18 protein-coding genes and 1 pseudogene are annotated in these 24,401 nt (G+C 62.5%); 9 read left to right on the forward strand and 10 right to left on the reverse strand.

Going from position 1 to position 24,401, the window contains the following annotated elements; all coding sequences use genetic code 11:
- Nucleotides 1-209 precede the first annotated feature (209 nt).
- A complete protein-coding gene (locus tag BUQ73_RS28865) occupies nucleotides 210-974 on the reverse strand; it encodes a methyl-accepting chemotaxis protein (RefSeq protein WP_371856889.1) in 765 nt (254 codons plus the stop codon).
- Nucleotides 975-1,115: 141 nt separating this feature from the next.
- Nucleotides 1,116-2,084: pseudogene (locus BUQ73_RS28870) on the reverse strand (cache domain-containing protein); the annotation flags it as partial.
- Between the two features lie 166 nt (nucleotides 2,085-2,250).
- Here BUQ73_RS28870 and BUQ73_RS03550 point away from each other — a divergent pair.
- Nucleotides 2,251-3,726, forward strand: a complete 1,476-nt coding sequence (locus BUQ73_RS03550) for a helicase HerA-like domain-containing protein (RefSeq protein ID WP_079226692.1) — start codon at nucleotides 2,251-2,253, stop codon at nucleotides 3,724-3,726.
- Between the two features lie 239 nt (nucleotides 3,727-3,965).
- Here the strand turns inward: BUQ73_RS03550 and BUQ73_RS03555 are convergent, their stop codons facing one another.
- Nucleotides 3,966-5,438, reverse strand: a complete 1,473-nt coding sequence (locus tag BUQ73_RS03555; RefSeq protein WP_079226693.1) for an inorganic phosphate transporter — start codon at nucleotides 5,436-5,438, stop codon at nucleotides 3,966-3,968.
- A gap of 315 nt (nucleotides 5,439-5,753) precedes the next feature.
- The gene (locus BUQ73_RS03560; protein WP_027917930.1) at nucleotides 5,754-5,954 is read right to left on the reverse strand and encodes a hypothetical protein; all 201 of its coding nucleotides are present in this window, start codon (nucleotides 5,952-5,954) and stop codon (nucleotides 5,754-5,756) included.
- Nucleotides 5,955-6,412: 458 nt separating this feature from the next.
- Here BUQ73_RS03560 and pcaR point away from each other — a divergent pair, with 458 nt between their 5' ends.
- From pcaR to pcaC, 7 genes are all read left to right on the forward strand, one after another.
- Nucleotides 6,413-7,288 (forward strand): pca regulon transcriptional regulator PcaR, encoded by an 876-nt coding sequence (gene pcaR, locus BUQ73_RS03565; RefSeq protein WP_027917929.1) that lies wholly within the window; start codon nucleotides 6,413-6,415, stop codon nucleotides 7,286-7,288.
- A gap of 292 nt (nucleotides 7,289-7,580) precedes the next feature.
- Nucleotides 7,581-8,924: an MFS transporter gene (locus BUQ73_RS03570; protein ID WP_079226694.1), complete on the forward strand. Its 1,344-nt coding sequence runs from the start codon at nucleotides 7,581-7,583 to the stop codon at nucleotides 8,922-8,924.
- A 147-nt stretch (nucleotides 8,925-9,071) separates the two neighbouring features.
- On the forward strand, nucleotides 9,072-10,277 hold the full coding sequence (pcaF, locus tag BUQ73_RS03575; protein ID WP_192858712.1) for a 3-oxoadipyl-CoA thiolase: 1,206 nt from the start codon (nucleotides 9,072-9,074) through the stop codon (nucleotides 10,275-10,277).
- A 199-nt stretch (nucleotides 10,278-10,476) separates the two neighbouring features.
- The gene (locus BUQ73_RS03580) at nucleotides 10,477-11,766 is read left to right on the forward strand and encodes an MFS family transporter (protein ID WP_079226696.1); all 1,290 of its coding nucleotides are present in this window, start codon (nucleotides 10,477-10,479) and stop codon (nucleotides 11,764-11,766) included.
- Between the two features lie 9 nt (nucleotides 11,767-11,775).
- A complete protein-coding gene (locus BUQ73_RS03585; protein WP_079226697.1) occupies nucleotides 11,776-13,128 on the forward strand; it encodes a 3-carboxy-cis,cis-muconate cycloisomerase in 1,353 nt (450 codons plus the stop codon).
- 11 nt (nucleotides 13,129-13,139) lie between these two features.
- The gene (gene pcaD / locus BUQ73_RS03590) at nucleotides 13,140-13,931 is read left to right on the forward strand and encodes a 3-oxoadipate enol-lactonase (protein ID WP_079226698.1); all 792 of its coding nucleotides are present in this window, start codon (nucleotides 13,140-13,142) and stop codon (nucleotides 13,929-13,931) included.
- Nucleotides 13,932-13,941: 10 nt separating this feature from the next.
- Nucleotides 13,942-14,334, forward strand: coding sequence for a 4-carboxymuconolactone decarboxylase (pcaC, locus tag BUQ73_RS03595; RefSeq protein WP_012273983.1), 393 nt, complete (start codon nucleotides 13,942-13,944; stop codon nucleotides 14,332-14,334).
- 53 nt (nucleotides 14,335-14,387) lie between these two features.
- Here pcaC and BUQ73_RS03600 read toward each other — a convergent pair whose 3' ends face one another.
- The 6 genes from BUQ73_RS03600 to ttgA form a co-directional block, all read right to left on the reverse strand.
- Nucleotides 14,388-14,900, reverse strand: a complete 513-nt coding sequence (locus BUQ73_RS03600) for a DUF962 domain-containing protein (RefSeq protein WP_079226699.1) — start codon at nucleotides 14,898-14,900, stop codon at nucleotides 14,388-14,390.
- Nucleotides 14,901-15,106: 206 nt separating this feature from the next.
- A complete protein-coding gene (locus BUQ73_RS03605) occupies nucleotides 15,107-16,030 on the reverse strand; it encodes a LysR family transcriptional regulator (RefSeq protein ID WP_079226700.1) in 924 nt (307 codons plus the stop codon).
- Between the two features lie 192 nt (nucleotides 16,031-16,222).
- The gene (locus BUQ73_RS03610) at nucleotides 16,223-17,479 is read right to left on the reverse strand and encodes an OprD family porin (protein ID WP_079226701.1); all 1,257 of its coding nucleotides are present in this window, start codon (nucleotides 17,477-17,479) and stop codon (nucleotides 16,223-16,225) included.
- A gap of 236 nt (nucleotides 17,480-17,715) precedes the next feature.
- Nucleotides 17,716-19,170, reverse strand: a complete 1,455-nt coding sequence (locus BUQ73_RS03615; protein WP_079226702.1) for an AdeC/AdeK/OprM family multidrug efflux complex outer membrane factor — start codon at nucleotides 19,168-19,170, stop codon at nucleotides 17,716-17,718.
- The gene (gene ttgB, locus BUQ73_RS03620; RefSeq protein WP_079226703.1) at nucleotides 19,167-22,319 is read right to left on the reverse strand and encodes a multidrug efflux RND transporter permease subunit TtgB; all 3,153 of its coding nucleotides are present in this window, start codon (nucleotides 22,317-22,319) and stop codon (nucleotides 19,167-19,169) included. Before ttgB ends, BUQ73_RS03615 begins: the two co-directional genes overlap by 4 nt.
- A 3-nt stretch (nucleotides 22,320-22,322) precedes the next feature.
- Entirely contained in the window at nucleotides 22,323-23,477 is a 1,155-nt protein-coding gene (gene ttgA, locus BUQ73_RS03625) for a toluene efflux RND transporter periplasmic adaptor subunit TtgA (protein ID WP_079226704.1), read from the reverse strand.
- 255 nt (nucleotides 23,478-23,732) lie between these two features.
- Between ttgA and ttgR the strand changes: the two genes are divergently transcribed.
- Nucleotides 23,733-24,365, forward strand: coding sequence for an efflux transport transcriptional regulator TtgR (gene ttgR / locus BUQ73_RS03630; RefSeq protein ID WP_079226705.1), 633 nt, complete (start codon nucleotides 23,733-23,735; stop codon nucleotides 24,363-24,365).
- Nucleotides 24,366-24,401: the final 36 nt, after the last annotated feature.

Here is a 24,401-nt window from a genome sequence, read left to right on the forward strand (position 1 = left end):
GGGATCGTCTTCGGGTCTGTCATCTGACGATGACGCGCCTAAAGGTTGACCTACCTGAAGGATAGTTTGTTCGATCGGGGTTGGGCGGGAGTGCAGTGCTGGATTCTTCGCGGCTAAAGCCGCTCCCACAGCGATCGCCTCAGCCTGGAGGGCAAGGGAGATCCTGTGGGAGCGGCTTTAGCCGCGAAGCAGGCGACGCGGTTTGACGGTCAGATGCGGAAACTGCCGACCAGGTGTTTCAGGCGGGTGGCCTGCTGCTCCAGGTCCGAGCAGGCGCGCAGGGTGGCCTGCAGGTTCTCGACGCCTTCCTGGTTGAGCATGTTGATCTCGTTGATGTCCATGTTGATCGAGTCGACCACGGCGGTCTGCTCTTCGGTGGCGGTGGCCACCGACTGGTTCATGCCGTCGATCTCGCCGATGCGCACGGTCACGCTGTCCAGGCGTTCGCCGGCCTGGTTGGCAATCTGCATGCTGTCCTGGCTGTGGCGCTGGCTTTGGCCCATGGTGTCGACCGACTCGCGGGCACCAACCTGCAGCTCTTCGATCATGGTCTGCACCTGCTGTGCAGACTCCTGGGTGCGGTGCGCCAGGTTGCGTACCTCGTCGGCAACCACGGCAAAACCACGCCCTGCTTCACCGGCGCGCGCCGCTTCGATCGCCGCGTTGAGCGCCAGCAGGTTGGTCTGCTGGGAAATGCTGGTGATCACTTCGAGGATCTGGCCGATGTTCACGGTCTTGCTGTTGAGCGTCTCGATGTGCGCGCTCGAGGTGACGATCAAATCGGACAGGCGGTTCATCGCGGCGATGTTGCGCTCTACCACTTGTTGGCCTTCTTCGGCCAGCAGGCGCGCGGAGCTGGCGTGCTGAGAGGCCTGGGCGGCATTGCCGGCGATTTCCTGGGCGGCGGCGCCAAGTTCATTGATGGCGGCGGCGACACTGTTGGTGCGGTTGGACTGCTCGTCGGAGTTGGCCATCGACGAATTCGAGGCGCTGATCACGCGCAGGGCCACTTCATTGACCTGTTCGGTCGCCGACGAGACTTCACGAATCGAGCCGTGGATACGTTCGACGAAGCGGTTGAAGGCCTTGCCGAGGATGCCAAATTCATCGTGGTTGTGGATGCTCAGGCGTTTGGTGAGGTCGCCTTCACCTTCGGCGATGTCTTCCATGGCGCGGGTCATGGTGTGCAGTGGCTGCATCAGCACGCGGATCAGCAGGCCGAGCAGGCCGATGATGATCACCACGGCCACCAGGGTGGCGATCACCGCTGAGGTGCGGAAGGTGCTGAGCATGGCAAAGGCCTTGTCCTTGTCTACCGACAGGCCGATGTACCAGTTGGCCGATGGCAGGCCCTTGATCGGGGTGAAGGTCAGCAGGCGGGTCTGGCCGTTGGCGTCGACTTCGGTCAGCTCACCGGACAGTTTCGGCGTGTGCTGCGGGAACAGGTCCGACAGCGACTTCATCACCAGCTCCTTGTCCGGGTGGACCAGGATCTTGCCCTGGTCGTTGACCAGGAAGGCATAACCCATGCCGCCGAAGTTCAGCGAGTTGATGATCTGTACCAGGCCATCGAGGGCCAGGTCGCCACCGACCACGCCGACGCTGCCGGAAACCTTGCTGAGGATGCCGATGACCATCTTGTTGGTGGTCAGGTCGATATAGGGCTCGGTCAGAATCGCGCCTTGAGCGTTCATGCCGTCCTTGTACCAGGGGCGAGTGCGCGGGTCATAGCCCTCTGGCATCTTGGAGTCCGGGCGTACGCTGAAACCACCATCGACCTTGCCCAGGTAGACGGTGAGGAAACTCGAGATCAGCGCGTTCTGGCCCATCAGTGTTTCGGCATTGGCCGGTTGCTGGGCAATGTTCTGCGCCAGGTTTTCCACCAGCTTGATACGACCATCGAACAGGTTGCGGATGTTGGTCGAAGTGGATTCGCCCATTTCAGCCAGATAATTCTCCAGATTCTCGCGGATCGCATTACGCTGGAGGTAATCGTTGTAAAGGGTGAACAGGCTGAAGGCGAGTATCACGATCAATGATGCAGCCAAAAGGATCTTGTGGCTGAAACGCAGGTTTTTGTTCATGGCGTAATCGTTTCCGCTAAGGTTTTTATCGGGCGTTCGCACGGTGTCGCTGCAAACAGTGCATCATCCCGAAAAGTCCTTTTTCGGTTGCTCCTGTCTATTAAGGCGAATATCACCCAAAGGTATCGGCCGAATTAAGCTAAAGCTTGAGCGGGGGAATAAAGAGATGTCGGAAACTTCGACCATAGTTGTAGGTGCTGACCCGAGCGGTCAGCCAGTGCAGCAAGCCATGCGCCTGGCCAACCGCCACGGCCTGGTCGCCGGGGCTACCGGTACCGGCAAGACCGTGACCCTGCAGCACCTGGCGGAAGTGTTCAGCGACGCCGGCGTGGCGGTGTTCGCCGCGGATGTCAAAGGCGACCTGTGTGGCCTGGGTGCGGCAGGCGCGCCACAAGGCAAGGTGGCTGAGCGAATCGCCGGCATGCCTTGGCTGGGGCACGTGCCACGGGCCTATCCGGTGTCACTCTGGGATGTGGCCGGGCAGTCTGGCCACCCTTTGCGCACCACCCTCAGCGAAATGGGCCCGTTGTTGCTCGGTAACCTGCTGGAGTTGACCGACAGCCAGCAGGCAGCGCTATATGCGGCGTTCAAGGTGGCGGATCGTGAAGGCTTGCTGCTGCTCGACCTGAAAGACCTCAAGGCCTTGTTGGCGCATCTGAAGGACAACCCGCAACTGCTCGGCGAAGACAGCGCGCTGATGACCACTGGCTCGACCCAGGCCTTGCTGCGCCGGCTGGCAACCCTGGAGCAGCAAGGTGCCGAGGCGTTGTTTGGTGAGCCGGCGCTGCAACTGGAAGACCTGCTGCGGCCAGATGCCGATGGCCGTGGGCGCATCCACCTGCTCGATGCCAGTCAGCTGGTGCATGAGGCGCCGAAGGTGTACGCCACCTTCCTGTTGTGGCTGCTGGCTGAGCTGTTCGAGCAGTTGCCGGAGCGGGGTGATGCCGACAAACCCGTGCTGGCGCTGTTTTTCGATGAGGCGCATCTGTTGTTCAACGGCACGCCGAAAGCGTTGCAGGACCGGCTGGAGCAGGTGGTGCGGCTGATTCGTTCCAAGGGGGTTGGCGTGTATTTCGTCACCCAGTCGCCGAGCGATCTGCCCGATAGCGTACTGGCCCAGCTGGGTTTGCGCATTCAGCATGGCCTGCGTGCCTTTACCGCCAAAGAACAGAAGTCGCTCAGGGCTGTGGCTGATGGCTTCCGCCCGAACCCGGCGTTCGACAGCCTTGCGGTTTTGACCGAGCTGGGGATTGGCGAGGCGCTGGTCGGCACTCTGGAAGAGAAGGGGACGCCGGCGATGGTCCAGCGAGTACTGATCGCGCCACCGCAATCGCGGATCGGCCCATTGAGTGCGGCCGAGCGCAGTGCGTTGATTGCGGCTTCACCCCTGCTAGGGCGGTACGACAAGGCGATCGACCGGGAGTCGGCGTATGAAATGCTGACCCAGCGTAAAGGTGAGCCAGTGGAACCGGCACCAGTGCCGAAGGCGGATGAAGAGAGTTTCGCTGACAAGGCAGGGGATTTTTTGCAGAGCGCGGCGGGGCAGGCCATCAAGTCGGCGGTGCGCCAGGCAGCCAATCAGTTTGGACGGCAGCTGGTGCGAGGGTTGATGGGGTCGTTGCTGGGTGGTAAGAAAAAGTGATTGGCAAGGCTGTGCGGTCTTTGTAGGAGCGGCCTTGCCGGGGCGCCGGACCGGTCGGAAAGGGCCGCAAAGCGGCCCCGACAATCTGTGCTGTTGCATAAATCCCGGGGCCGCTACGCAGCCCTTTCCGACCGGTCCGGCGCCCCGGCAAGGCCGCTCCTACAGCGAACGCGTCACGGCAGGAATGATGGCCACGAAAAAGGCGCCCTGGGGCGCCTTTTTCAGTGCAGCGGAATCGCTCAGGCCAGTGCCTTGGACGCCAGCCAGAACAGGCCAGCCGCCAGGCCCATCGAGGCCGGCAGGGTCAGTACCCAGGCCAGCAGGATGGTTTTCACGGTGCCGCCTTGCAGGCCGCTCTTGTTGGCGACCATGGTGCCGGCAACGCCGGACGACAGCACATGGGTGGTCGACACCGGCAGGGCAAACACGTTGGCCATGCCGATGGCACAGGCCGCGGTGATTTGCGCCGACATGCCCTGGGCATAGGTCATACCCTGCTTGCCGATCTTCTCGCCGACGGTCAGTACCACACGCTTCCAGCCCACCATGGTGCCCAGGCCCAAGGCCAGGGCGACGGCCACGATCACCCAGAACGGGGCGTATTCGGTGGTGGCGGTCAGGTCCTTGCGCAGTTTCTCGAGGTCGGCCTTTTCACGGGCGTCCAGGCCAGGCAGCTTGCCTACTTTCTTCGCGGTGTCATCCAGGCACAGCAGGTAGCGGCGCACTTCAACACGCTTTTCGGCATCCAGCGCGTGGTAGTCGGTCACCCCTTGCAGCGAGGACTGCAGGGCGGCGATGGTCGGTTCGGTCTGCTGCGGGTTGCAGCTGAACTGCTCCGGCAGGTCGGTCGACTTGGCCTTGCCCAGTGCCAGGAACTCGCCGAGGGTGGCGGCGTTGCGCTGGTAGAACTGGCTCATGTGCAGGGTGGCGTCGCGGGTGCGCTCGATCTGGTAGGTCGTGCTGTTCAGGTCGAGAACGAACTTGGCCGGGACGATACCGATCAGCACCAGCATGATCAGGCCGATGCCTTTCTGGCCATCGTTGGAACCGTGCACAAAGCTCACGCCCATGGCCGAAATCACCAGAACCAGGCGGTTCCAGAACGGCGGGTGCTTTTTGTCGTCGAGCTTGCGGCGCTGGTCGGGGGTTTTATGCATCTTCGACAGCGGGCGCCACCATTTCAGGCCAACCAGCACCAGCGCGGCGACAGCGAAGCCGGCGATCGGCGAGACCACCAGCGACATGGCGATGTCGATCGCCTTCTGCCAGTTGACGCCATCACCCAGCGGGATGTCGTTGATCAGCGCATTGGCCAGGCCAACGCCGAGGATCGAACCGATCAGGGTGTGCGAGCTGGAAGCGGGGATGCCGAAGTACCAGGTACCGAGGTTCCAGGTGATGGCGGCCGCCAGCAATGAGAAGACCATAGCCAGGCCATGCCCGGTATTCACATTGATCAGCAGTTCGACCGGCAGCAGGTGCACGATGGCGTAGGCCACCCCGACACCGCCGAGCAGAACGCCGAGGAAGTTGAACACCCCGGAGAAGAACACGGCCAGGTGTGGTGGCATGGCTTTGGTATAGATGACGGTGGCTACCGCGTTGGCGGTGTCATGAAAGCCATTGATGAACTCGAATGCGAGCACGAAGGTCAGGGCGAGCAGCAGGCTCACCAATACCCAGGCATCCAGTCCGCTGAATAAATCGATCATGAAGGTTGTCTGGCGGTCATAGGGGGGCGGGATTATGCCAGAAAACCTTGGCAATCGATGCACCCACAGCTGACCGATGGCAGCTTTGTGAGCGTCCTCTCAGCCTGGCAGGTGACGTGATCTGGCAGAAAAAGTTCCGTTAAAAAACCGGAAATTTCCTAAAAATCGTCAAACTTCTGGAAAAGTCTCGGCGTCATATCGGTTCAAACGGTTGTATGAAATTTGTGTAATTCCATTTCATCCTCGGCCTTTCGGTAAAGATCAGCCGCGTCGTGGGCGCCAGGCCCGCGACGTGATGGCGCTACAGTGGGCGGCTCAGGGCTGCTCGCTGCGCAGTTCCTTTTCCATTTTTTCCAGTTCCTGGCTGAATGCCTGGTCCTGGACGGTTGCACGTTTGCGCCAGGGTTTGCGCTCTGGCTCTGGTTGTGCGGCATAGGTGGTGACTTCACCACCGTAAACTTCCTTGTAACGTTCTGCCTGGCGCTCGAGTTCCGCGCGCAGTTCATCTTTCGTCACAGTAATACCTGAATGAGTAGAAGTGGCTGGTGTTGTGCGCAGGTGCAAGTTGCCCACGCACATGACGTGCTGGTTGGCGGATGAAAGCCGGGCCAGTGTTCCATTGCCGGAGTGCCGATCCGGGCCAGCGGAATCGATTATAGCAATCGGTAAATCGCCAAAGCGGGTTATTTATGCAACAGCGTACAAAGTTTCAAGGCCAGCGACGGCCTGTACAAACTTTGAGCACGAAGTGCCTGCAATAGTTCGCTGTGGTTATGCCGCAAAGTAGAAATAAAACGGCCCCGCACGAGGCGAGGCCGTTGCCTGGGGACTTCTACGGTGGGTACCTGACCAGTCTCTCCAAAGAAGCCACATGTGGCAGGAGAAAGGTATAAGTAAATTTGTCGGCGGTCAATTGCGATTATCGGCCGTTCGTTCGATAATCGCACGAGCCAGCGATTTTTTTGAGGTGAGCGATGAGTGACGAAACCACGGCCAACGAATCTGCCAATCCAGAGGCGTCCCGCCCGAGCGCACCTGCGCTGGCGCCGCCGATCGTGGCTTCACCGGCCAAGCGCATCCAGGCATTTACCGGTGACCCCGACTTCATGACCTCCCTGGCGCGTGGCCTGGCAGTGATCCAGGCCTTCCAGGAGCGCAAGCGCCACCTGACCATCGCGCAGATCAGCCACCGCACCGAGATTCCCCGGGCCGCCGTGCGCCGCTGCCTGCACACACTGATCAAGCTTGGTTACGCCACCACCGATGGGCGTACCTATTCGCTGTTGCCGAAAGTGCTGACCCTGGGCCATGCCTATCTGTCGTCAACGCCTCTGGCGGTGTCGGCCCAGCCCTATCTGGACCGCATCAGCGACCAGTTGCACGAAGCTGCCAACATGGCCACTCTCGAGGGCGATGACATCCTTTATATAGCCCGTTCGGCCACGGTGGAGCGGTTGATCTCGGTCGACCTGTCGGTCGGTGGGCGGTTGCCGGCCTACTGCACGTCGATGGGGCGCATCCTGCTGGCGGCAATGGACGACACCAGCTTGCGCGAATACCTCGACCGTGCCGACCTCAAGGCTCGGACCAGCCGTACCCTGAATGACCCCGAGTCGTTGTTCGCCTGCATCCAGCAGGTGCGGGAACAGGGTTGGTGTGTGGTCGACCAGGAGCTGGAACAGGGGCTGCGGTCGATCGCGGTGCCTATCTATGATGCGTCCGGGCAGGTGTTGGCGGCGTTGAACGTGAGTACCCATGTCGGGCGGGTGACGCGCAGCGAGCTGGAGCAGCGCTTTCTGCCGATCCTGCTGGCGGCCAGCCGCGATCTTTGCCATCAATTGTTCGGTTGACGGTGTGAACGACACTGTTTCCTGTTCGATAAACGCACAGTGTCGCTCCGGGTGAATTGCGCCACCCCCAATCGCTGATTAATGTCTCTCGCAACGGTCGGCTCTGCCGACCGATACAAGAAAAACATAAGAGGCGCATCCCATGACCACTGTCACTCGACTGCTACGGCCGCACCCGTTTGCAGTGCCGTTGTATCCAGGCTGATTCACGCCGCACTTCATCGATATTCAAGCCCTGTACTGTTGACCCAAGTGCAGTGGCGCGACCGTGCTCCCTTTCTGGATAACAACAATGAACCAACCACATTCTGTCGGGAACAATCTCGACGTCCAGTCGTTCATCAATGAACAACCGCTTTCGCGCTATCAGTGGCGCGTGGTGATCCTCTGTTTCCTGATCGTCTTCCTCGATGGCCTCGATACCGCGGCCATGGGCTTCATCGCGCCTGCCTTGTCGCAGGAGTGGGGCATCGACCGCGCCAGCCTCGGCCCGGTGATGAGTGCCGCGTTGATCGGCATGGTGTTTGGGGCCTTGGGGTCCGGGCCGCTGGCCGACCGTTTCGGGCGCAAGGGTGTACTGGTCGGTGCGGTGCTTGTGTTCGGTGGTTTCAGCTTGGCTTCGGCCTATGCTGGCAACGTCGACCAGTTGCTGGTGCTGCGCTTTCTGACTGGCCTGGGCTTGGGGGCCGGTATGCCCAATGCCACCACGCTGCTTTCCGAATACACCCCAGAGCGCCTCAAGTCGCTGTTGGTGACCAGCATGTTCTGCGGCTTCAACCTCGGCATGGCCGGTGGCGGTTTCATCTCTGCGAAGATGATCCCGGCCTACGGCTGGCACAGCCTGCTGGTGATCGGTGGCGTGCTGCCGCTGCTGCTGGCCGTGGTGCTGATGGTCTGGCTACCGGAATCGGCGCGCTTCCTGGTGGTGCGCAACCGGGGCAATGACAAGGTGCGCAAGACCCTGGCGCCGATCGCGCCGGCAGTGGTGGCGCAAGCGGCCAGCTTCAGCGTGCCAGAGCAGAAGGCCGTGGCTGCACGCAACGTGTTTGCGGTGATCTTCTCCGCAACTTACGGCCTGGGCACGGTATTGCTGTGGCTGACCTACTTCATGGGCCTGGTGATCGTCTACCTGCTGACCAGCTGGCTGCCAACGCTGATGCGCGACAGCGGCGCAAGCATGGAGCAGGCCGCGTTCATTGGTGCGCTGTTCCAGTTTGGTGGTGTGCTCAGCGCGGTGGCGGTGGGTTGGGCCATGGACCGCTTCAATCCGCACAAGGTCATCGGCATCTTCTACTTGCTGGCCGGGGTGTTTGCCTACGCCGTGGGCCAGAGCCTGGGCAACATCACCGTGCTTGCCACCTTGGTGCTGGTCGCCGGCATGTGCGTGAACGGCGCGCAGTCGGCCATGCCGTCGCTGGCCGCGCGTTTCTACCCGACCCAAGCGCGCGCCACAGGCGTATCGTGGATGCTGGGTATCGGCCGCTTCGGCGCCATCCTCGGGGCCTGGAGCGGCGCGACGCTGCTGGGCTTGGGCTGGAATTTCGAGCAGGTATTGACCGCACTCTTGGTGCCGGCGGCGTTGGCGACGGTGGGCGTGATCGTCAAAGGGCTGGTGAGCCACGCCGACGCGACCTGACAAGCGTGGGGCTGCGCAGCAGCCCCAGAACCGGAGGCGGGCGTAACATTTTGTTCGATAATCGCACGAATAGTCGATTATCGAATTGTAAGCAACCCCTCTGTCTCCTTAATCTGGGCTCAACGTAGCACCCCTGGCAGGAGAAGCCTGATGCGTGAAGTATTTATCTGTGACGCCATCCGCACCCCGATCGGCCGCTTCGGCGGCGCCCTGGCAGGCGTGCGTGCCGACGACCTGGCGGCCGTGCCGCTGAAGGCGCTGATCGAGCGTAACCCGTCGGTTCAGTGGGACCAGCTGGACGAAGTGTTCTTCGGCTGCGCCAACCAGGCCGGTGAAGACAACCGCAACGTCGCACGCATGGCCCTGCTGCTGGCCGGCCTGCCGGAGAGCATCCCGGGCGTGACCCTGAACCGTCTGTGCGCTTCGGGAATGGACGCCATCGGCACTGCCTTCCGCGCGATTGCCAGTGGCGAAATGGAGTTTGTGATTGCCGGCGGCGTCGAGTCGATGTCCCGTGCACCGTTCGTCATGGGCAAGGCCGAAAGCGGTTACTCGCGCAACATGAAGCTCGAAGACACCACCATCGGCTGGCGTTTCATCAACCCGTTGATGAAGAGCCAGTACGGCGTCGACGCGATGCCGGAGACCGCCGACAACGTGGCCGACGACTACAAGGTTTCCCGCGCTGACCAGGACGCCTTTGCCCTGCGCAGCCAGCAAAAGGCTGCCGCCGCCCAGGCTGCCGGTTTCTTCGCCGAAGAAATCGTGCCGGTGCGTATCGCTCACAAGAAGGGCGAAACCATCGTCGAGCGTGACGAGCACCTGCGCCCTGAGACAACGCTCGAAGCGCTGACCAAACTCAAACCGGTCAACGGCCCGGACAAGACCGTCACCGCTGGCAACGCCTCGGGTGTCAACGACGGCGCCGCGGCATTGATCCTGGCTTCGGCCGAAGCGGTGAAGAAGCACGGCCTGACTCCACGTGCCCGCGTACTGGGCATGGCCAGCGCCGGTGTTGCCCCGCGTGTCATGGGCATCGGCCCGGTGCCAGCGGTGCGCAAGCTGACCGAGCGCCTGGGTGTGGCGGTGAACGATTTCGATGTCATCGAGCTTAACGAAGCCTTCGCCAGCCAAGGCTTGGCGGTGCTGCGTGAGCTGGGTGTGGCCGACGATGCGCCGCAGGTGAACCCTAACGGTGGCGCAATCGCCCTGGGCCACCCGCTGGGCATGAGCGGTGCGCGCCTGGTGCTGACGGCGCTTCACCAGCTGGAGAAGAGCGGTGGCCGCAAGGGCCTGGCAACCATGTGTGTGGGTGTTGGCCAAGGTCTGGCGTTGGCCATCGAGCGGGTTTGATCGGTTTCGGCCTCTTCGCGGGCAAGCCCGCTCCCACAGGATTGTCGTTGCCCACTGCACAACGCGAACCTGGGGGAGCGGGCTTGCCCGCGAAGAGGCCCACCTGTACGACACAAGGCCAATTGCCAGCCCGCAAGCGGAACGAGTGTGTTACTAGGTATGTCTAGACTTACCTAGGACCCTCCAGGAGTAAATCGTCATGACCTCAAGCTATTACACCGGTGAAGAGCGCAGCAAGCGCATCTTCGCCATCGTCGGTGCCTCTTCGGGCAACCTGGTGGAATGGTTCGACTTCTACGTCTATGCCTTCAGCGCGATCTACTTCGCCTCGTCCTTCTTCCCCTCCGACGACCCCACCGTGCAGTTGCTCAACACGGCCGGTGTATTCGCTGCAGGCTTCCTGATGCGCCCGATCGGTGGCTGGATCTTCGGCCGCCTGGCCGACCGCCATGGCCGCAAGAATTCCCTGATGATCTCGGTGCTGATGATGTGCTTCGGCTCCTTGATGATCGCCTGCCTGCCGACCTATTCGAGCATCGGCGCCTGGGCTCCGGCGCTGCTGTTGCTCGCGCGGCTGATCCAGGGCCTGTCGGTGGGTGGCGAATATGGCACCACCGCGACCTACATGAGTGAGGTGGCCCTGCGCGGCCAGCGCGGCTTCTATGCGTCGTTCCAGTATGTGACCCTGATCGGCGGCCAGTTGCTGGCGGTGCTGGTGGTGGTGATCATGCAGCAACTGCTGAGCGAGGAAGAGCTGCGCGCCTGGGGCTGGCGCATTCCGTTCGTGGTCGGTGCCATCGCTGCGCTGATCTCGCTGATGCTGCGCCGCTCGCTGCACGAAACCAGCAGCGCCGAAACCCGCAAGGACAAGGATGCCGGCAGCATCAAAGGGCTGTTCCGCAACCACACCGCAGCGTTCATCACCGTGCTTGGCTACACGGCCGGTGGCTCGCTGATCTTCTACACCTTCACCACCTACATGCAGAAGTACCTGGTCAACACGGCCGGCATGCATGCGAAGACCGCCAGTTACGTGATGACCGGGGCGCTGTTCCTGTACATGGTGATGCAGCCGTTTTTCGGCATGCTTTCCGACCGCATCGGCCGTCGCAACTCGATGCTGTTGTTCGGTGCGCTGGGCACGATCTGCACGGTACCGCTGCTGATGGCGCTCAAGACCGTAAGCAACCCGTTCATGGCCTTCGTGCTGATTACCCTGGCCCTGTGCATCGTCAGTTTCTACACCTCGATCAGTGGCCTGGTGAAAGCCGAGATGTTCCCGCCGCAGGTTCGTGCGCTGGGCGTTGGCCTGGCTTACGCGGTGGCCAACGCGGCGTTTGGTGGTTCGGCCGAGTATGTGGCCCTGGGCTTGAAGACCATGGGCATGGAAAACACCTTCTACTGGTACGTGACGGCCATGATGGCAATCGCCTTCCTGTTCAGCCTGCGCCTGCCCAAGCAGGCGGAATACCTGCACCACGATGATTAAGGACGTTGCATGAGCAACCAACTGTTCGACGCCTATTTCACTGCCCCGGCCATGCGCGAAGTATTCTCCGACCGTGGCCGCCTGCAGGGCATGCTCGACTTCGAAGCCGCGCTGGCCCGTGCCGAAGCCGCTGCCGGCCTGGTGCCGCACAGTGCCGTGGCGGCCATCGAGGCGGCCTGCCAGGCTGAGCGCTACGACGTGCGCGCCCTGGCCGATGCCATCGCCACTGCCGGCAACTCGGCGATCCCGCTGGTCAAGGCGCTGGGCAAGGTGATCGCCAGTGGTGTACCTGAAGCCGAGCGTTACGTGCACCTGGGTGCCACCAGTCAGGATGCGATGGATACCGGGCTGGTCTTGCAGTTGCGTGATGCGCTGGCGCTGATCGAAGCCGACCTCGGCAAGCTGGCCGACACCCTGGCGCGCCAGGCCCTGCAGCATGCCGACACGCCGCTGGTTGGCCGTACCTGGCTGCAGCATGCCACGCCGGTAACCCTAGGCATGAAGCTGGCCGGTGTGCTCGGTGCCCTGACCCGCCACCGCCAGCGCCTGCAGGAACTGCGCCCGCGCCTGTTGGTGCTGCAGTTCGGCGGTGCCTCCGGCAGCCTGGCGGCGCTGGGAAGCAAAGCCATACCGGTGGCTGAAGGCCTGGCCGAACAACTCAAGCTGACCTTGCCTGAACAGCCTTGGCATACCCAGCGTGACCGCCTGGTGGAATTCGCTTCGGTGCTGGGCCTGATAGCCGGCAGCCTGGGCAAGTTCGGCCGCGATGTCAGCCTGCTGATGCAGACAGAGGCCGGTGAGGTGTTCGAGCCTTCCGCGCCGGGCAAGGGTGGTTCATCGACCATGCCGCACAAGCGCAACCCGGTGGGCGCGGCAGTGCTGATCGGCGCCGCTACCCGCGTTCCGGGCCTGCTGTCGACCCTGTTTGCCGCCATGCCCCAGGAGCACGAACGCAGCCTCGGCCTGTGGCATGCCGAATGGGAAACCTTGCCAGACATCTGCTGCCTGGTCTCTGGCGCCCTGCGCCAGGCCCAGGTGATCGCCGAAGGCATGGAGGTGGATGCCGAGCGCATGCGCCGCAACCTCGACCTGACCCAGGGCCTGGTGCTGGCCGAAGCGGTGAGTATCGTGCTCGCCCAGCGCCTGGGCCGTGACCGTGCCCACCACTTGCTGGAGCAGTGCTGCCAGCGTGCCGTGGCCGAACAGCGCCACCTGCGCGCCGTACTGGGTGACGAGCCGCAGGTCAGTGCCGAACTGGGCGCCGAAGAGCTCGACCGCTTGCTCGACCCTGCCCATTATCTTGGCCAGGCCCGCGTCTGGGTGGCGCGCGCCGTGGCTGAACATCAACGTTTGACTGCCTGAAGGAGATCGCTGTGGCGCACTTGCAACTGGCCGATGGCGTACTGAACTACCAACTCGATGGCCCGGCCGATGCTCCGGTGCTGGTCCTGTCCAACTCGCTGGGTACCGACCTGGGCATGTGGGACAGCCAGATTCCGCTGTGGAGCGAACACTTCCGCGTGCTGCGCTACGACACTCGTGGCCATGGCGCTTCGCTGGTCAGCGAAGGCCCGTACAGCATCGAACAACTGGGCCAGGATGTACTGGCGCTGCTTGACGCCCTGGACATCCAGCACGCGCACTTCGTCGGGCTGTCCATGGGCGGCCTGATCGGCCAGTGGCTGGGCATCAATGCCGGCGCGCGCCTGCACAGCCTGACCCTGTGCAACACCGCCGCCAAGATCGCCAACGACGAGGTGTGGAACACCCGTATCGACACCGTGCTCAAGGGCGGCCAGCAAGCCATGGTCAACCTGCGCGATGCGTCCATCGCCCGCTGGTTCACCCCGGCGTTTGCCGAGCAGCAGCCGCAAGAGGCCCAGCGCATCTGCCAGATGTTGGCGCAGACCAGCCCCGAGGGCTATGCCGCCAACTGCGCGGCCGTGCGCGACGCCGACTTCCGCGAGCAACTGGGCCGCATCCAGGTGGCGACGCTGATCGTCGCCGGTAGCGAAGACGTGGTCACCACGCCGGAACATGGCCGTTTCATGCAGGCCGGTATCATCGGTGCCACTTACGCCGAGTTCCCGGCGGCGCACCTGTCCAACGTCGAGATTGGCGAGGCGTTCAGCCGCCGCGTGCTCGACTTCCTGTTGGCTCGCTGAGGAATTGGCCATGGATGAGAAACAACGTTACGACGCCGGCATGCAGGTTCGCCGCGCGGTGTTGGGCGATGCCCATGTGGATCGTAGCCTGGAGAAGCTCAACGACTTCAACGGCGAGTTCCAGGAAATGATCACCCGGCACGCCTGGGGCGACATATGGACCCGCCCCGGCCTGCCACGGCACACCCGCAGCCTGATCACCATTGCCATGCTGATCGGCATGAACCGCAACGACGAGCTCAAGCTGCACCTGCGTGCGGCGGCGAACAACGGCGTGACTCGCGACGAGATCAAGGAAGTGCTGATGCAGAGCGCGATCTACTGCGGCATTCCGGCGGCCAATGCCACCTTCCACATGGCTGAGTCTGTGTGGGACGAACTCGGGGTCGAATCGCGGTCCTGAGCATGCTCATTCCCTGTAGGAACGGCCGCTCCGGCGCCCCGGCAAGGCCGCTCCTACAGTGCGCGAACGGCCACAGGGCCGGCATTGGCTTCCACAGCCCGCTTCAGCTCAGGGCACAGTCCTAGCATGAACGCCGCTTCAGCGACCACGAACAGCGGGCCGATGATCAGCCCGCTGATATCGTCGACGAACGCCGGCTTGCGGCCTTCGTAATGATGCCCGACGAACTGGATGATCCAGCCCACCACGAACGCCCCCAGCCCGGCGCTGAGCCACAGGCTGGTCGACTGCGTGGCCAGTGCCTGGCCAATCCACAGGCACAACCCCAGCAGCAGGCCCATGACCAGGCCGAAGCGCAGGTCCAGGCGCAGATAGAACCGCACTGCAGCGGCTGCGGCGAGCAGGGCGGGGGATAGCCAGATGCCGGCCAGCTCCCAGCCGGGGCGCGACAGCAGCACAGTGACGGCCACCACGATCAGCGGAATACCGACAAAGTGGGTGGCGATGTTGCGTGGGTCGCGGTGGTAGTTGGCGTATTGGCTCAGGTGTTCGACGAGGTTTTTCATTGTTGTTCCTCCCTGGGTGGCCTGTTCAGCTTTGTGTTGCCTGTGCCGGCCCTTTCGCGGGTAAACCCGCTCCCACAGGATAACCGCAACTCTTGAGAGCGGTGTTGCTGGACCTGTGGGAGCGGGCTTGCCCGCGAAGAGGCCGGCACAGGCAACCCATGGTCTGATAGTGATCAGAATAGCCCGCAGCGACCACCATCATCAGTTCAGCGAATGGCAGCAGCGCGCATTGGCGCATCCAGCCCCACCAAGGTCTCGATCATCGCCCGTGCCGCCGGAGACAGCCGGTAACCGCTGCGGCTGACCACGCCACACCTTACGCTCAGGATTTCCAGCGCCGGCGGCAGGTTGCGCCAGTGCAGGCGCACCAGGTGCCCGGCGGCGAGATCGTCAGCCACGGCTTCTTCGCTGGCAGTGCCCACGGCATCGCTGGCCAGCACCACACTGCGCAACACTGCCAGGTGCTCGGTCTGCAGGTGCGGGATGAAATCGCTGCGCCCGCTGAGGTTGGCGAGGCGCTTGCGCACGCCGGGGGCGAGCAGGGCACTGGCCAGAGGGTAGGTGAACAGGTCGTTGGTCGACAGGCTGTCTTTGGCCAGCAGCGGGTGGCCGGGGCGACAGAAGAACAGCCCGGGGCGCGGGGTGAGCGGTTCGGTATGGAAGTTGGGGTCGGCTTCGAACGGGCGGATGTCGTCGACGAAGAACTCGATCTGTTCGCGACGCAGGGCCTGGCCGAGGCGTTCGGCGTTGTCCACCAACAGCGCCGTACGGATGCCAGGGTGGCTGGCGATGAAATGCTGCAGTGCTTGTGGCACCAGGCGCACGGCCAGGGCTGGGCCGCTGCCGAAATGCAGTTCGCCGGCGTCGAGCTTGGTCATCTGCAGCACTTCGTTGCTCAGTTGGGTGGCACCCTGTACCAGGCGGCGGGCATGCTGCAGTACCACCTGGCCCTCGGGGGTTGGGGGCAGGGCTTTGCTGGCGCGGTCGACCAAGGGGCAGCCGAAGGTTTGCTCGAGGCCCTGAATGGCCCGGCTGAAGGCAGGTTGAGTGATGCCCATGGCTTCGGCGGCGCGGACGAAACTGCGGTATTCGGTAAGGGCGATGAAGTAGCGCAGTTGGCGAAGGTCCATGTCGAGGCTCTGCGGCGGGAACAGGGCTCGATTTAAGCGGTTACTTTATATGTCGTCAAAGAAGGTTTGTGGATTTGTTTATTTCTTTTGGTTATTTAAAGAAGCATCTGGCCTCTTCGCGGCTAAAGCCGCTCCTACAGGTTTGGCGCAGAGCCTGTAGGAGCGGCTTTAGCCGCGAAGAGGCCAGTCAATTTAGAGGAGATTCAGCGGGTAGCTCACGATCAACCGGTTTTCATCGAACGAGTTGGTGCTGAAATCCCGGCGCATCGTGGAGTTGCGCCACTTCACCGACAAGTCCTTGAAGGAGCCAGACTGGATCACATAGGCCAGCTCGCTCTCCCGCGCCCATTCCTTGCCGTCGGTCACGCCGCCGGCGGTGACATTGTCGCCCTTGATGTAGCGGTTCATCAGGGTCAGGCCGGGGATGCCGACGGTGACGAAGTTGAAGTCGTGGCGTACCTGCCAAGAGCGTTCCTTGGCATTGTCGAAGCTTGAGTTGTAGCTGTCGTTGGCCAGGGTGCCACCGCTGGTGCCGTTGACCCGCAGCCATGCGTTGTCACCGCTGACCTTCTGCAGGCCGACGTAGAAGGTGTTGCCCTTGTAGCGCGCCGACAGCATTGCCGATGCCGTGCGGTTGTCCAACTGGCCTGCGCGTTCCGCGCCATCTTCCTTGCCCCAGAAGTAGCCCAGGTTGGCACCCAGGGTCCACTCGCCCAGCGGCTGGCTGTGCACCAGGTTCAGGTATTGCTGGCGGTAGATATCCTTGAGCTGGGCGTCCCACAGGCCGATCATGGTGCGCTTGTCGTTGAAGGAGTATTCACCGCCGCCGAAATTGAAGCGGTCTGAGGTGAAGGCAGCGCGGCCGTTTAACGACATGTCTTCCATGCTGGCATCGTTGCGCGGGCTATTGCCGCGGAACTGGCCGGCGTACAGGGTCAGCCCTTCGATTTCCTTGGAAGTGACCTGGCCACCACGGAAGGTCTGCGGCAGCGAGCGGCCGTCGTCCGAGCGTAAAATCGGCAGTACCGGCATCCATTCGCCGACTTTCAGTTCGGTCTCGGACAGCTTGGCTTTCAATGCCACACCCAGGCGGCCAAAGTCGTCAGCCGGGCGGCCGTCGTCATGCACCGGTAGCAACTGGGTGTTGGCAGTACCTTTGCCGCCATCGAGCTTGACCGAATACAGGCCCAGCACGTCCACGCCGAAGCCGACGGTGCCCTGGGTGAAACCGGAGCGGGCATCGAGGATGAAGCTCTGGGTCCATTCTTCGGCCTTGCCTTGCGGGTAGGCGGGGTCGACGAAGTTGCGGTTGATGTAGAAGTTGCGCAGGTTGAGGCTGGCCTTGGCGTCCTCCATGAACCCGCCATTGTCGGCGGCGCATACAGGCAGGGCGCAGGAAATGGCCAACAGGCCGGGCAGCAGCTGGCGTGCGGGTTGCGAAGTGCTCATCTGTCGTGGATCTCTTGTTTTTATGGGCGAGCCTGCGCTGCAGGGTGCGGCCTGCAGGCACGGGTCTTTTGATGAACTTGTGCAGCGTTGCGTGGGGGATGGTGCGGGGCAGGGCGAGGGTGAGGCAATTCGCCGCAAACGGTATTGGGCGATAATCGAACGCTATGTTCCGGTTGGTTAATTTTGCCCAATAAAAAGCCCAGCGCGAGGCTAGGCTTGATGCTGCTGCAGTTCGATCAGCTCTTCGGCGTGTCTACCGAGGCTTGCTGATTGGCTTGGCCAGTCTGCTCGTACCAGCCACCGCCGAGCGCCTTGTACAGGTTGACCTCGCTGGTCAGCTGCGAGAGGCGGTCGGTGATCAGCGACTGCTGCGAGGAGTACAGGTTGCGCTGGGCATCGAGGAAGGTCAGGTTGCTGTCGATACCGATGCGGTAGCGGCGCTCGGCCAGGCGGTAGTAGTCCTGGTTCGCCTGCACCAGGTCGCGTTGCGCCTGCAGCTGCTCTTCGAAGGTCTTGCGCGCCGCGAGGCCATCGGAGACTTCCTGGAAGGCGGTCTGGATGGTCTTTTCGTACTTGGCGACGTTGATGTCCTTCTGGATCTTCGAGTAGTCCAGGCTGGCCTTCAGGCTGCCGGCGTTGAAGATCGGCAGGTTGATCTGCGGCTGGAACAACCAGGTGCCCTGGCCGCCCGCGAACAGGTGACCCATGTCGGGGCTCAGGCTGCCGGCATTGGCGGTCAGGCTGATGCTCGGGAAGAACGCTGCACGGGCCGCGCCGATGTTGGCGTTGGCGGCCTTGAGCAGGTGCTCGGCTTCCTGAATGTCCGGGCGGCGCTGAAGGATGTCGGACGGCAGGCCGGCTGGCACTTCGGCCAGCTGGTCGGCATTGAGCTCCAGCGGCTTGGCCAGGTCGGCCGGAATGCCGGTACCCAGCAGCACGGTCAGGCTGTTGACGTCCTGGGCGACCAGGCGCTGGTATTGCGAGTACTTGACCCGTGCACCTTCCACGGCGGTACGCGACTGGCTGACGTCGAGCGCCGAAGCCACACCGACTTCATTGCTGCGGCGGGTCAGGTTGTAGCTTTCCTCGTAGGTCTTGAGCGTCTCTTCGGTCAGCTTGAACAAAGCCTGGTCGGCCTGCCAGGTGTAATAGGCGTTGGCCACGCTGGCCACAAGGGCGATCTGCGTGGAACGGCGCGCCTGCTCGCTGGACAGGTAGGTTTCCAGTGCCTGCTCGGTCAGGCTGCGTACGCGGCCGAACAGGTCCAGCTCATAGGCGCTGACGCCCAGGGTGGCCGAATACTGGCTGGTGATGCCTGACTCGCCGGTTTGCGACATGTTCGCTGGCACGCGCTGGCGGCTGCCGCTGCCGGTGGCCGAAACCGCCGGGAACAGGTCGGCACGCTGAATGCGGTACTGGGCGCGGTAGGCGTCGATGTTCAACGCTGCCACACGCAGGTCGCGGTTGTTCACCAGCGAGGTCTGGATCAGCTGCTGCAATGCCGGGTCATGGAAGAACTGGCGCCAGCCCTGTTCGGCGGCGGCAACCTCGGCCGACTGGGTCGGCGAGTACGCAGGGCCTTGCGGCCACTGCGCAGCCACCGGCGATTCCGGGGTCTGGTAGTCAGGGATCAGCGAGCAGCCGCCGAGAATGAAAGCGGTTACCGCCAGGGACAACAAAGACTTGGTCATTGCCCAGCCTCATAACGTGGAGTTTCAGGGGAGTCGTGTTTTTCCGGCTCTTTGCTGCCGAACAGCGACGACACTGCGACGAAGAATAGCGGTACCCAGAAGATTGCCAGCACGGTCGCACTGATCATGCCGCCGATCACGCCGGTGCCGATGGCGTGCTGGCTGCCGGCGCCAGCGCCGCTGGCGATGGTCAGCGGTACTACACCGAGGATGAACGCCAGCGAGGTCATGATGATAGGGCGCAGACGCATGCGGCATGCCTCGATGGCCGCGTCATACAGGCTGCGGCCCTGCTCGTGCAGTTCCTTGGCGAATTCGACGATCAGGATCGCGTTCTTCGCCGCCAGGCCGATGGTGGTCAACAGGCCGACCAGGAAGTACACGTCGTTGGACAACCCGCGCAGGCTGGTGGCGATCAGTGCACCGATGATACCCAGTGGGACTACCAGTACGACGGCGATCGGGATCGACCAGCTCTCGTACAGTGCTGCCAGGCAGAGGAACACGAACAGTACCGAGAGGGCGAACAGCGCCGGCATTTGCGAACCGGAGAGTTTTTCCTCGTAGGACATGCCGGTCCAGGAGAAGCCGATACCGCTTGGCAGTTCGCCGGCGATACGCTCGACCTCGGCCATGGCCTCACCGGTACTGTAGCCCGGCGCTGGCGCACCCAGGATTTCCATCGCCTCGACGCCGTTGTAACGCGACAGCTTCGGCGAGCCGTAGGTCCATTCGCCCTTGGCGAAGGAGGAGAACGGCACCATCTCGCCCGCGCCGTTGCGCACGTACCACTTCTGCAGGTCTTCCGGGCTCATCCGTGAGTTGGGTTCACCCTGGATGTACACCTTCTTGACCCGGCCACGGTCGATGAAGTCGTTGACGTAGCTGGCACCCAGGGCAATCGACAGGGTGTTGTTGATGTCGGCGATGGTCACACCCAGGGCGCTGGCACGTTCGTCATCGATGGTCAGCTGGTATTGCGGTTCATCGTTCAGGCCGTTCGGGCGCACGGCGCTGAGGATCTTGCTCTGCGCGGCCTTGGCCAGGAACTGGTTGCGAGCCTCCATCAGCTTGGCGTGGCCGACACCGCCGCGGTCCTGCAGGAACACGTCGAAGCCGGTGGCGTTACCCAGTTCGAGTACCGCAGGCGGGGCGAAGGCGAACACCATCGCGTCACGGAACGTGAAGAAGTGCTGCTGGGCACGCTGGGCCAGGGCGAATACGCTGTTTTCCTTGGAGCGTTCATCCCAGGGCTTGAGCATGATGAACGCCATGCCCGAACTCTGCCCGCGACCGGCAAAGTTGAAGCCGTTGACGGTGAACACCGACGCTACGGTGTCGGATTCTTCCTTGAGCAGGTACTCACGCATCTGGTCAACCACCACCTGGGTGCGCTCGGCACTGGAGCCGGCCGGCGTTTGTACCTGGGCGAACAGTACACCCTGGTCTTCTTCAGGCAGGAACGCAGTAGGGATGCGGGCGAACAGCCAGATCATGCCGACCACGATCAGCGCATAGGCCAACAGGAATGGAACCTTGTTGCGCAGGATCGTGCCAACACTACGCTCGTAACCATTGACGCTGCGGTCGAAGTTGCGGTTGAACCAGCCGAAGAAGCCACCTTTGGCGGTGTGGTGCTCGCCTTTCTTCAGCGGCTTGAGCATGGTTGCGCACAGGGCCGGAGTGAAGATCAGCGCCACCAGCACCGAAAGGCCCATGGCCGAAACGATGGTGATGGAGAACTGCCGGTAGATCACGCCGGTGGAGCCACCGAAGAACGCCATGGGCAGCAGTACCGCCGACAGCACCAGGGCGATACCCACCAGGGCACCCTGGATCTGCTCCATCGAGCGCTTGGTCGCCTCCTTGGGCGGCAGGCCCTCTTCGGACATTACCCGCTCGACGTTCTCCACCACGACGATGGCGTCGTCCACCAGCAAGCCGATGGCCAGGACCATGGCGAACATGGTCAGGGTGTTGATGCTGAAGCCCGCAGCGGCAAGGATGCCGAAGGTACCCAGCAACACCACCGGGACAGTCATGGTGGTGATGATGGTGGCGCGGAAGTTCTGCAGGAACAGGTACATCACCAGGAACACCAGGACCACGGCTTCGATCAAGGTGTGGATCACACCGCTGATCGATTCGGTGACCACCGGAGTGGTGTCATACGGGAATACCGCTTTCACCCCAGGCGGGAAGAACGGTTCCAGGTCGGAAATGGTCTTGCGCAGGGCCTTGGCAGTGTCCAGGGCGTTGGCGCCAGTGGCCAGTTTTACTGCAAGGCCGGAAGCCGGCTTGCCGTTGAACTGGGCGCTGACCGCGTAGTTTTCGCCGCCCAGGCCGACCTGGGCAACATCACCCAGGCGCACCTGCGAACCGTCGGTATTGACCTTAAGCAGGATCTTCTCGAACTGCTCGGCGGTCTGCAGGCGGGTCTTGCCAATGATGGTGGCGTTCAGCTGGGTGCCAGGCATGGCTGGCAGGCCGCCGAGCTGGCCGGAGGACACCTGCACGTTCTGCGCGGCAACGGCGGTCTTGACGTCGACCGGGGTCAGCTGGAACTTGTTCAGCTTGGCCGGATCGAGCCAGATACGCATGGCGTACTGCGCACCGAACACCTGGAAGTCACCCACACCGGCAGTCCGCGAAATCGGGTCCTGCATGTTGGAGACGATGTAGTTGGCCAGGTCATCCTTGGTCATGCTGCCGTCTTCGGACACCAGGCCGATCACCAACAGGAAGTTCTTCACTGCCTTGGTGACGCGGATACCTTGCTGCTGCACTTCCTGCGGCAGCAGCGGGGTGGCCAGGTTCAGCTTGTTCTGCACCTGGACCTGGGCGGTGTCAGGGTTGGTGCCCTGCTCGAAGGTGGCGGTAATGGTCATGCTGCCGTCGGAGTTACTTTCCGACGACACATAACGCAGGTTGTCGATACCGTTGAGCTGCTGCTCGATGACCTGCACCACGGTGTCCTGCACGGTCTGCGCCGAGGCGCCCGGGTAGGTCACGGCGATGGCGATGGCCGGCGGCGCGATGCTCGGGTACTGGTTGATCGGCAGCTTCAGGATCGACAAGGCGCCGACCAGCATGATCACCAAGGCAATCACCCAGGCGAAGATCGGGCGATCGATAAAGAACTTCGACATGGTTTACTCCGCTTTGGCGTCTGCTTTGGCCGCGTTGGCCTGATCAGGGCTGCCTGGCTTCTTGACGTTGGTGGCGTCGCTGACCTTGACCTCGACGCCTGGGCGTACGTACTGCAGGCCTTCGGTGATCAGGCGGTCGCCCGGGTTCAAGCCTTCCTCGATCAGCCAGTCGCTGCCCAAGGTACGGCTGGCCTTGAGCTGGCGCAGTTCGACCTTGTTCTCCTGGTTGACCACCAGCGCGGTTGGCGCGCCCTTGAGGTCGCGGGTCACGCCCTGCTGCGGGGCCAGGATGGCGTTGGCGTTGACCCCGGCCTTGAGCCGCGCATGCACGAACATGCCAGGCAGCAGGGTGTGATCGGGGTTGGGGAAGAGCGCGCGCAGGGTCACGGAGCCAGTGGTCTCATCGACCGCGACTTCCGAGAACTCCAGGCGACCTTCCTGCTTCAGCAGGCTGCCATCCTCAAGCACAAGCTGCACCGAGGCGGCGTTGTCGCCGGCCTTCTGCAGCTGGCCGCTTTCCAGGTCACGGCGCAGCTTGAGCAGCTCGGCAGTGGACTGGGTGACGTCGACGTAGATCGGGTCGAGCTGCTGGATGGTGGCCATGGCGTTGGTCTGGCCATTGCTCACCAGGGCGCCTTCGGTAAACGAGGAGCGGCCAATACGGCCGCTGATCGGGGCGAGTACCTTGGTGTAACGCAGGTCGATCTGCGCGCTTTTCAGCGAAGCTTCGGCCTGCAATCGTTTGGCACTGGCGTCGTCGTATTCCTGTTTCGAGACCGCCTGTTCGTTGACCAGCTGCTTGTAGCGCTCGGCCAGCGACTTGGTCGCCTGCAGGTTGGCCTGGGCGTTGGCCAGGGTGGCTTCGTAAACGGCAGGGTCGATCTGGTACAGCTGCTGGCCTTCCTTGACCTCGCTGCCTTCCTTGAACAGGCGCTTGAGGATGATGCCATTGACCTGCGGGCGCACTTCGGCGACGCGGAAGGCGCTGGTGCGCCCTGGCAGTTCCGAGGTCAGGGTGAAGGATTGTGGCTGAATGGTCACGACGCCGACCTGAGGAGCCTGCGCTGCGGGCGCGGCTTCTTCTTTCTTACAGCCACTTAGCAGGGTTGCCAGGGCGACGGCGGAAACCAGAGCGGTAACGGCTGGCTTGAATTGCATGAGGATCCTCGGGTCGCAAGAGCAGGGAGACGCTCAAGAGTAATGGAAGAGTCTTGTCAGAAAAAAACTATCCGGTGGATAAATAGCTTACTAACGAATATACTTACATTCACGGTTGTTTGTAAATACCGCTGGGTAGTACTTGGCTACTACCACAGCCCTTGATTAGCCCATCCGGGAGGCACCCTGCAGAGGTGACCCCGGCGATTTTCCCCGGCTGCGCAGCGCAGCGGGCCCAGATGAGGTTGCACTGCCATGGTCCGTCGAACCAAAGAAGAAGCCCAGGAGACCCGCGCCCAGATCATCGAGGCCGCGGAAAAGGCCTTCTACAAGCGCGGGGTTGCGCGAACCACACTGGCTGACATCGCCGAGCTGGCGGGCGTGACCCGGGGGGCCATCTACTGGCACTTCAACAACAAGGCAGAACTGGTGCAGGCACTGCTCGACAGCCTGCATGAAACCCATGACCACCTGGCGCGGGCCAGTGAAAGCGAAGACGAACTGGACCCGCTCGGCTGCATGCGCAAGCTTTTGCTGCAGGTGCTCAATGAGCTGGTGCTGGACGCCCGTACCCGGCGTATCAATGAAATCCTGCATCACAAGTGCGAGTTCACCGATGACATGTGTGAAATTCGCCAGCAGCGCCAAGGTGCGGTGCTGGATTGCCATGTGGGCATCAAGCTGGCCTTCGCCAATGCCGTGCGCCGCGGCCAGCTGCCTGCGGATATGGATATAGAACGAGCGGCCGTGGCTCTGTTCGCCTATGTCGATGGCCTGATCGGGCGCTGGCTGCTGCTGCCGGACAGTTTCGATCTGCTGCGCGACGCTGAAAAATGGGTCGACACAGGGCTGGATATGCTGCGCTTGAGCCCAGCGCTACGCAAATGACACTTTGTTAAGGATTGTGAGGAAGTGTTTTCCTTG

The sequence above is a fragment of the Pseudomonas putida genome, from assembly GCF_002025705.1.
GTDB lineage: Bacteria > Pseudomonadota > Gammaproteobacteria > Pseudomonadales > Pseudomonadaceae > Aquipseudomonas > Aquipseudomonas putida_J.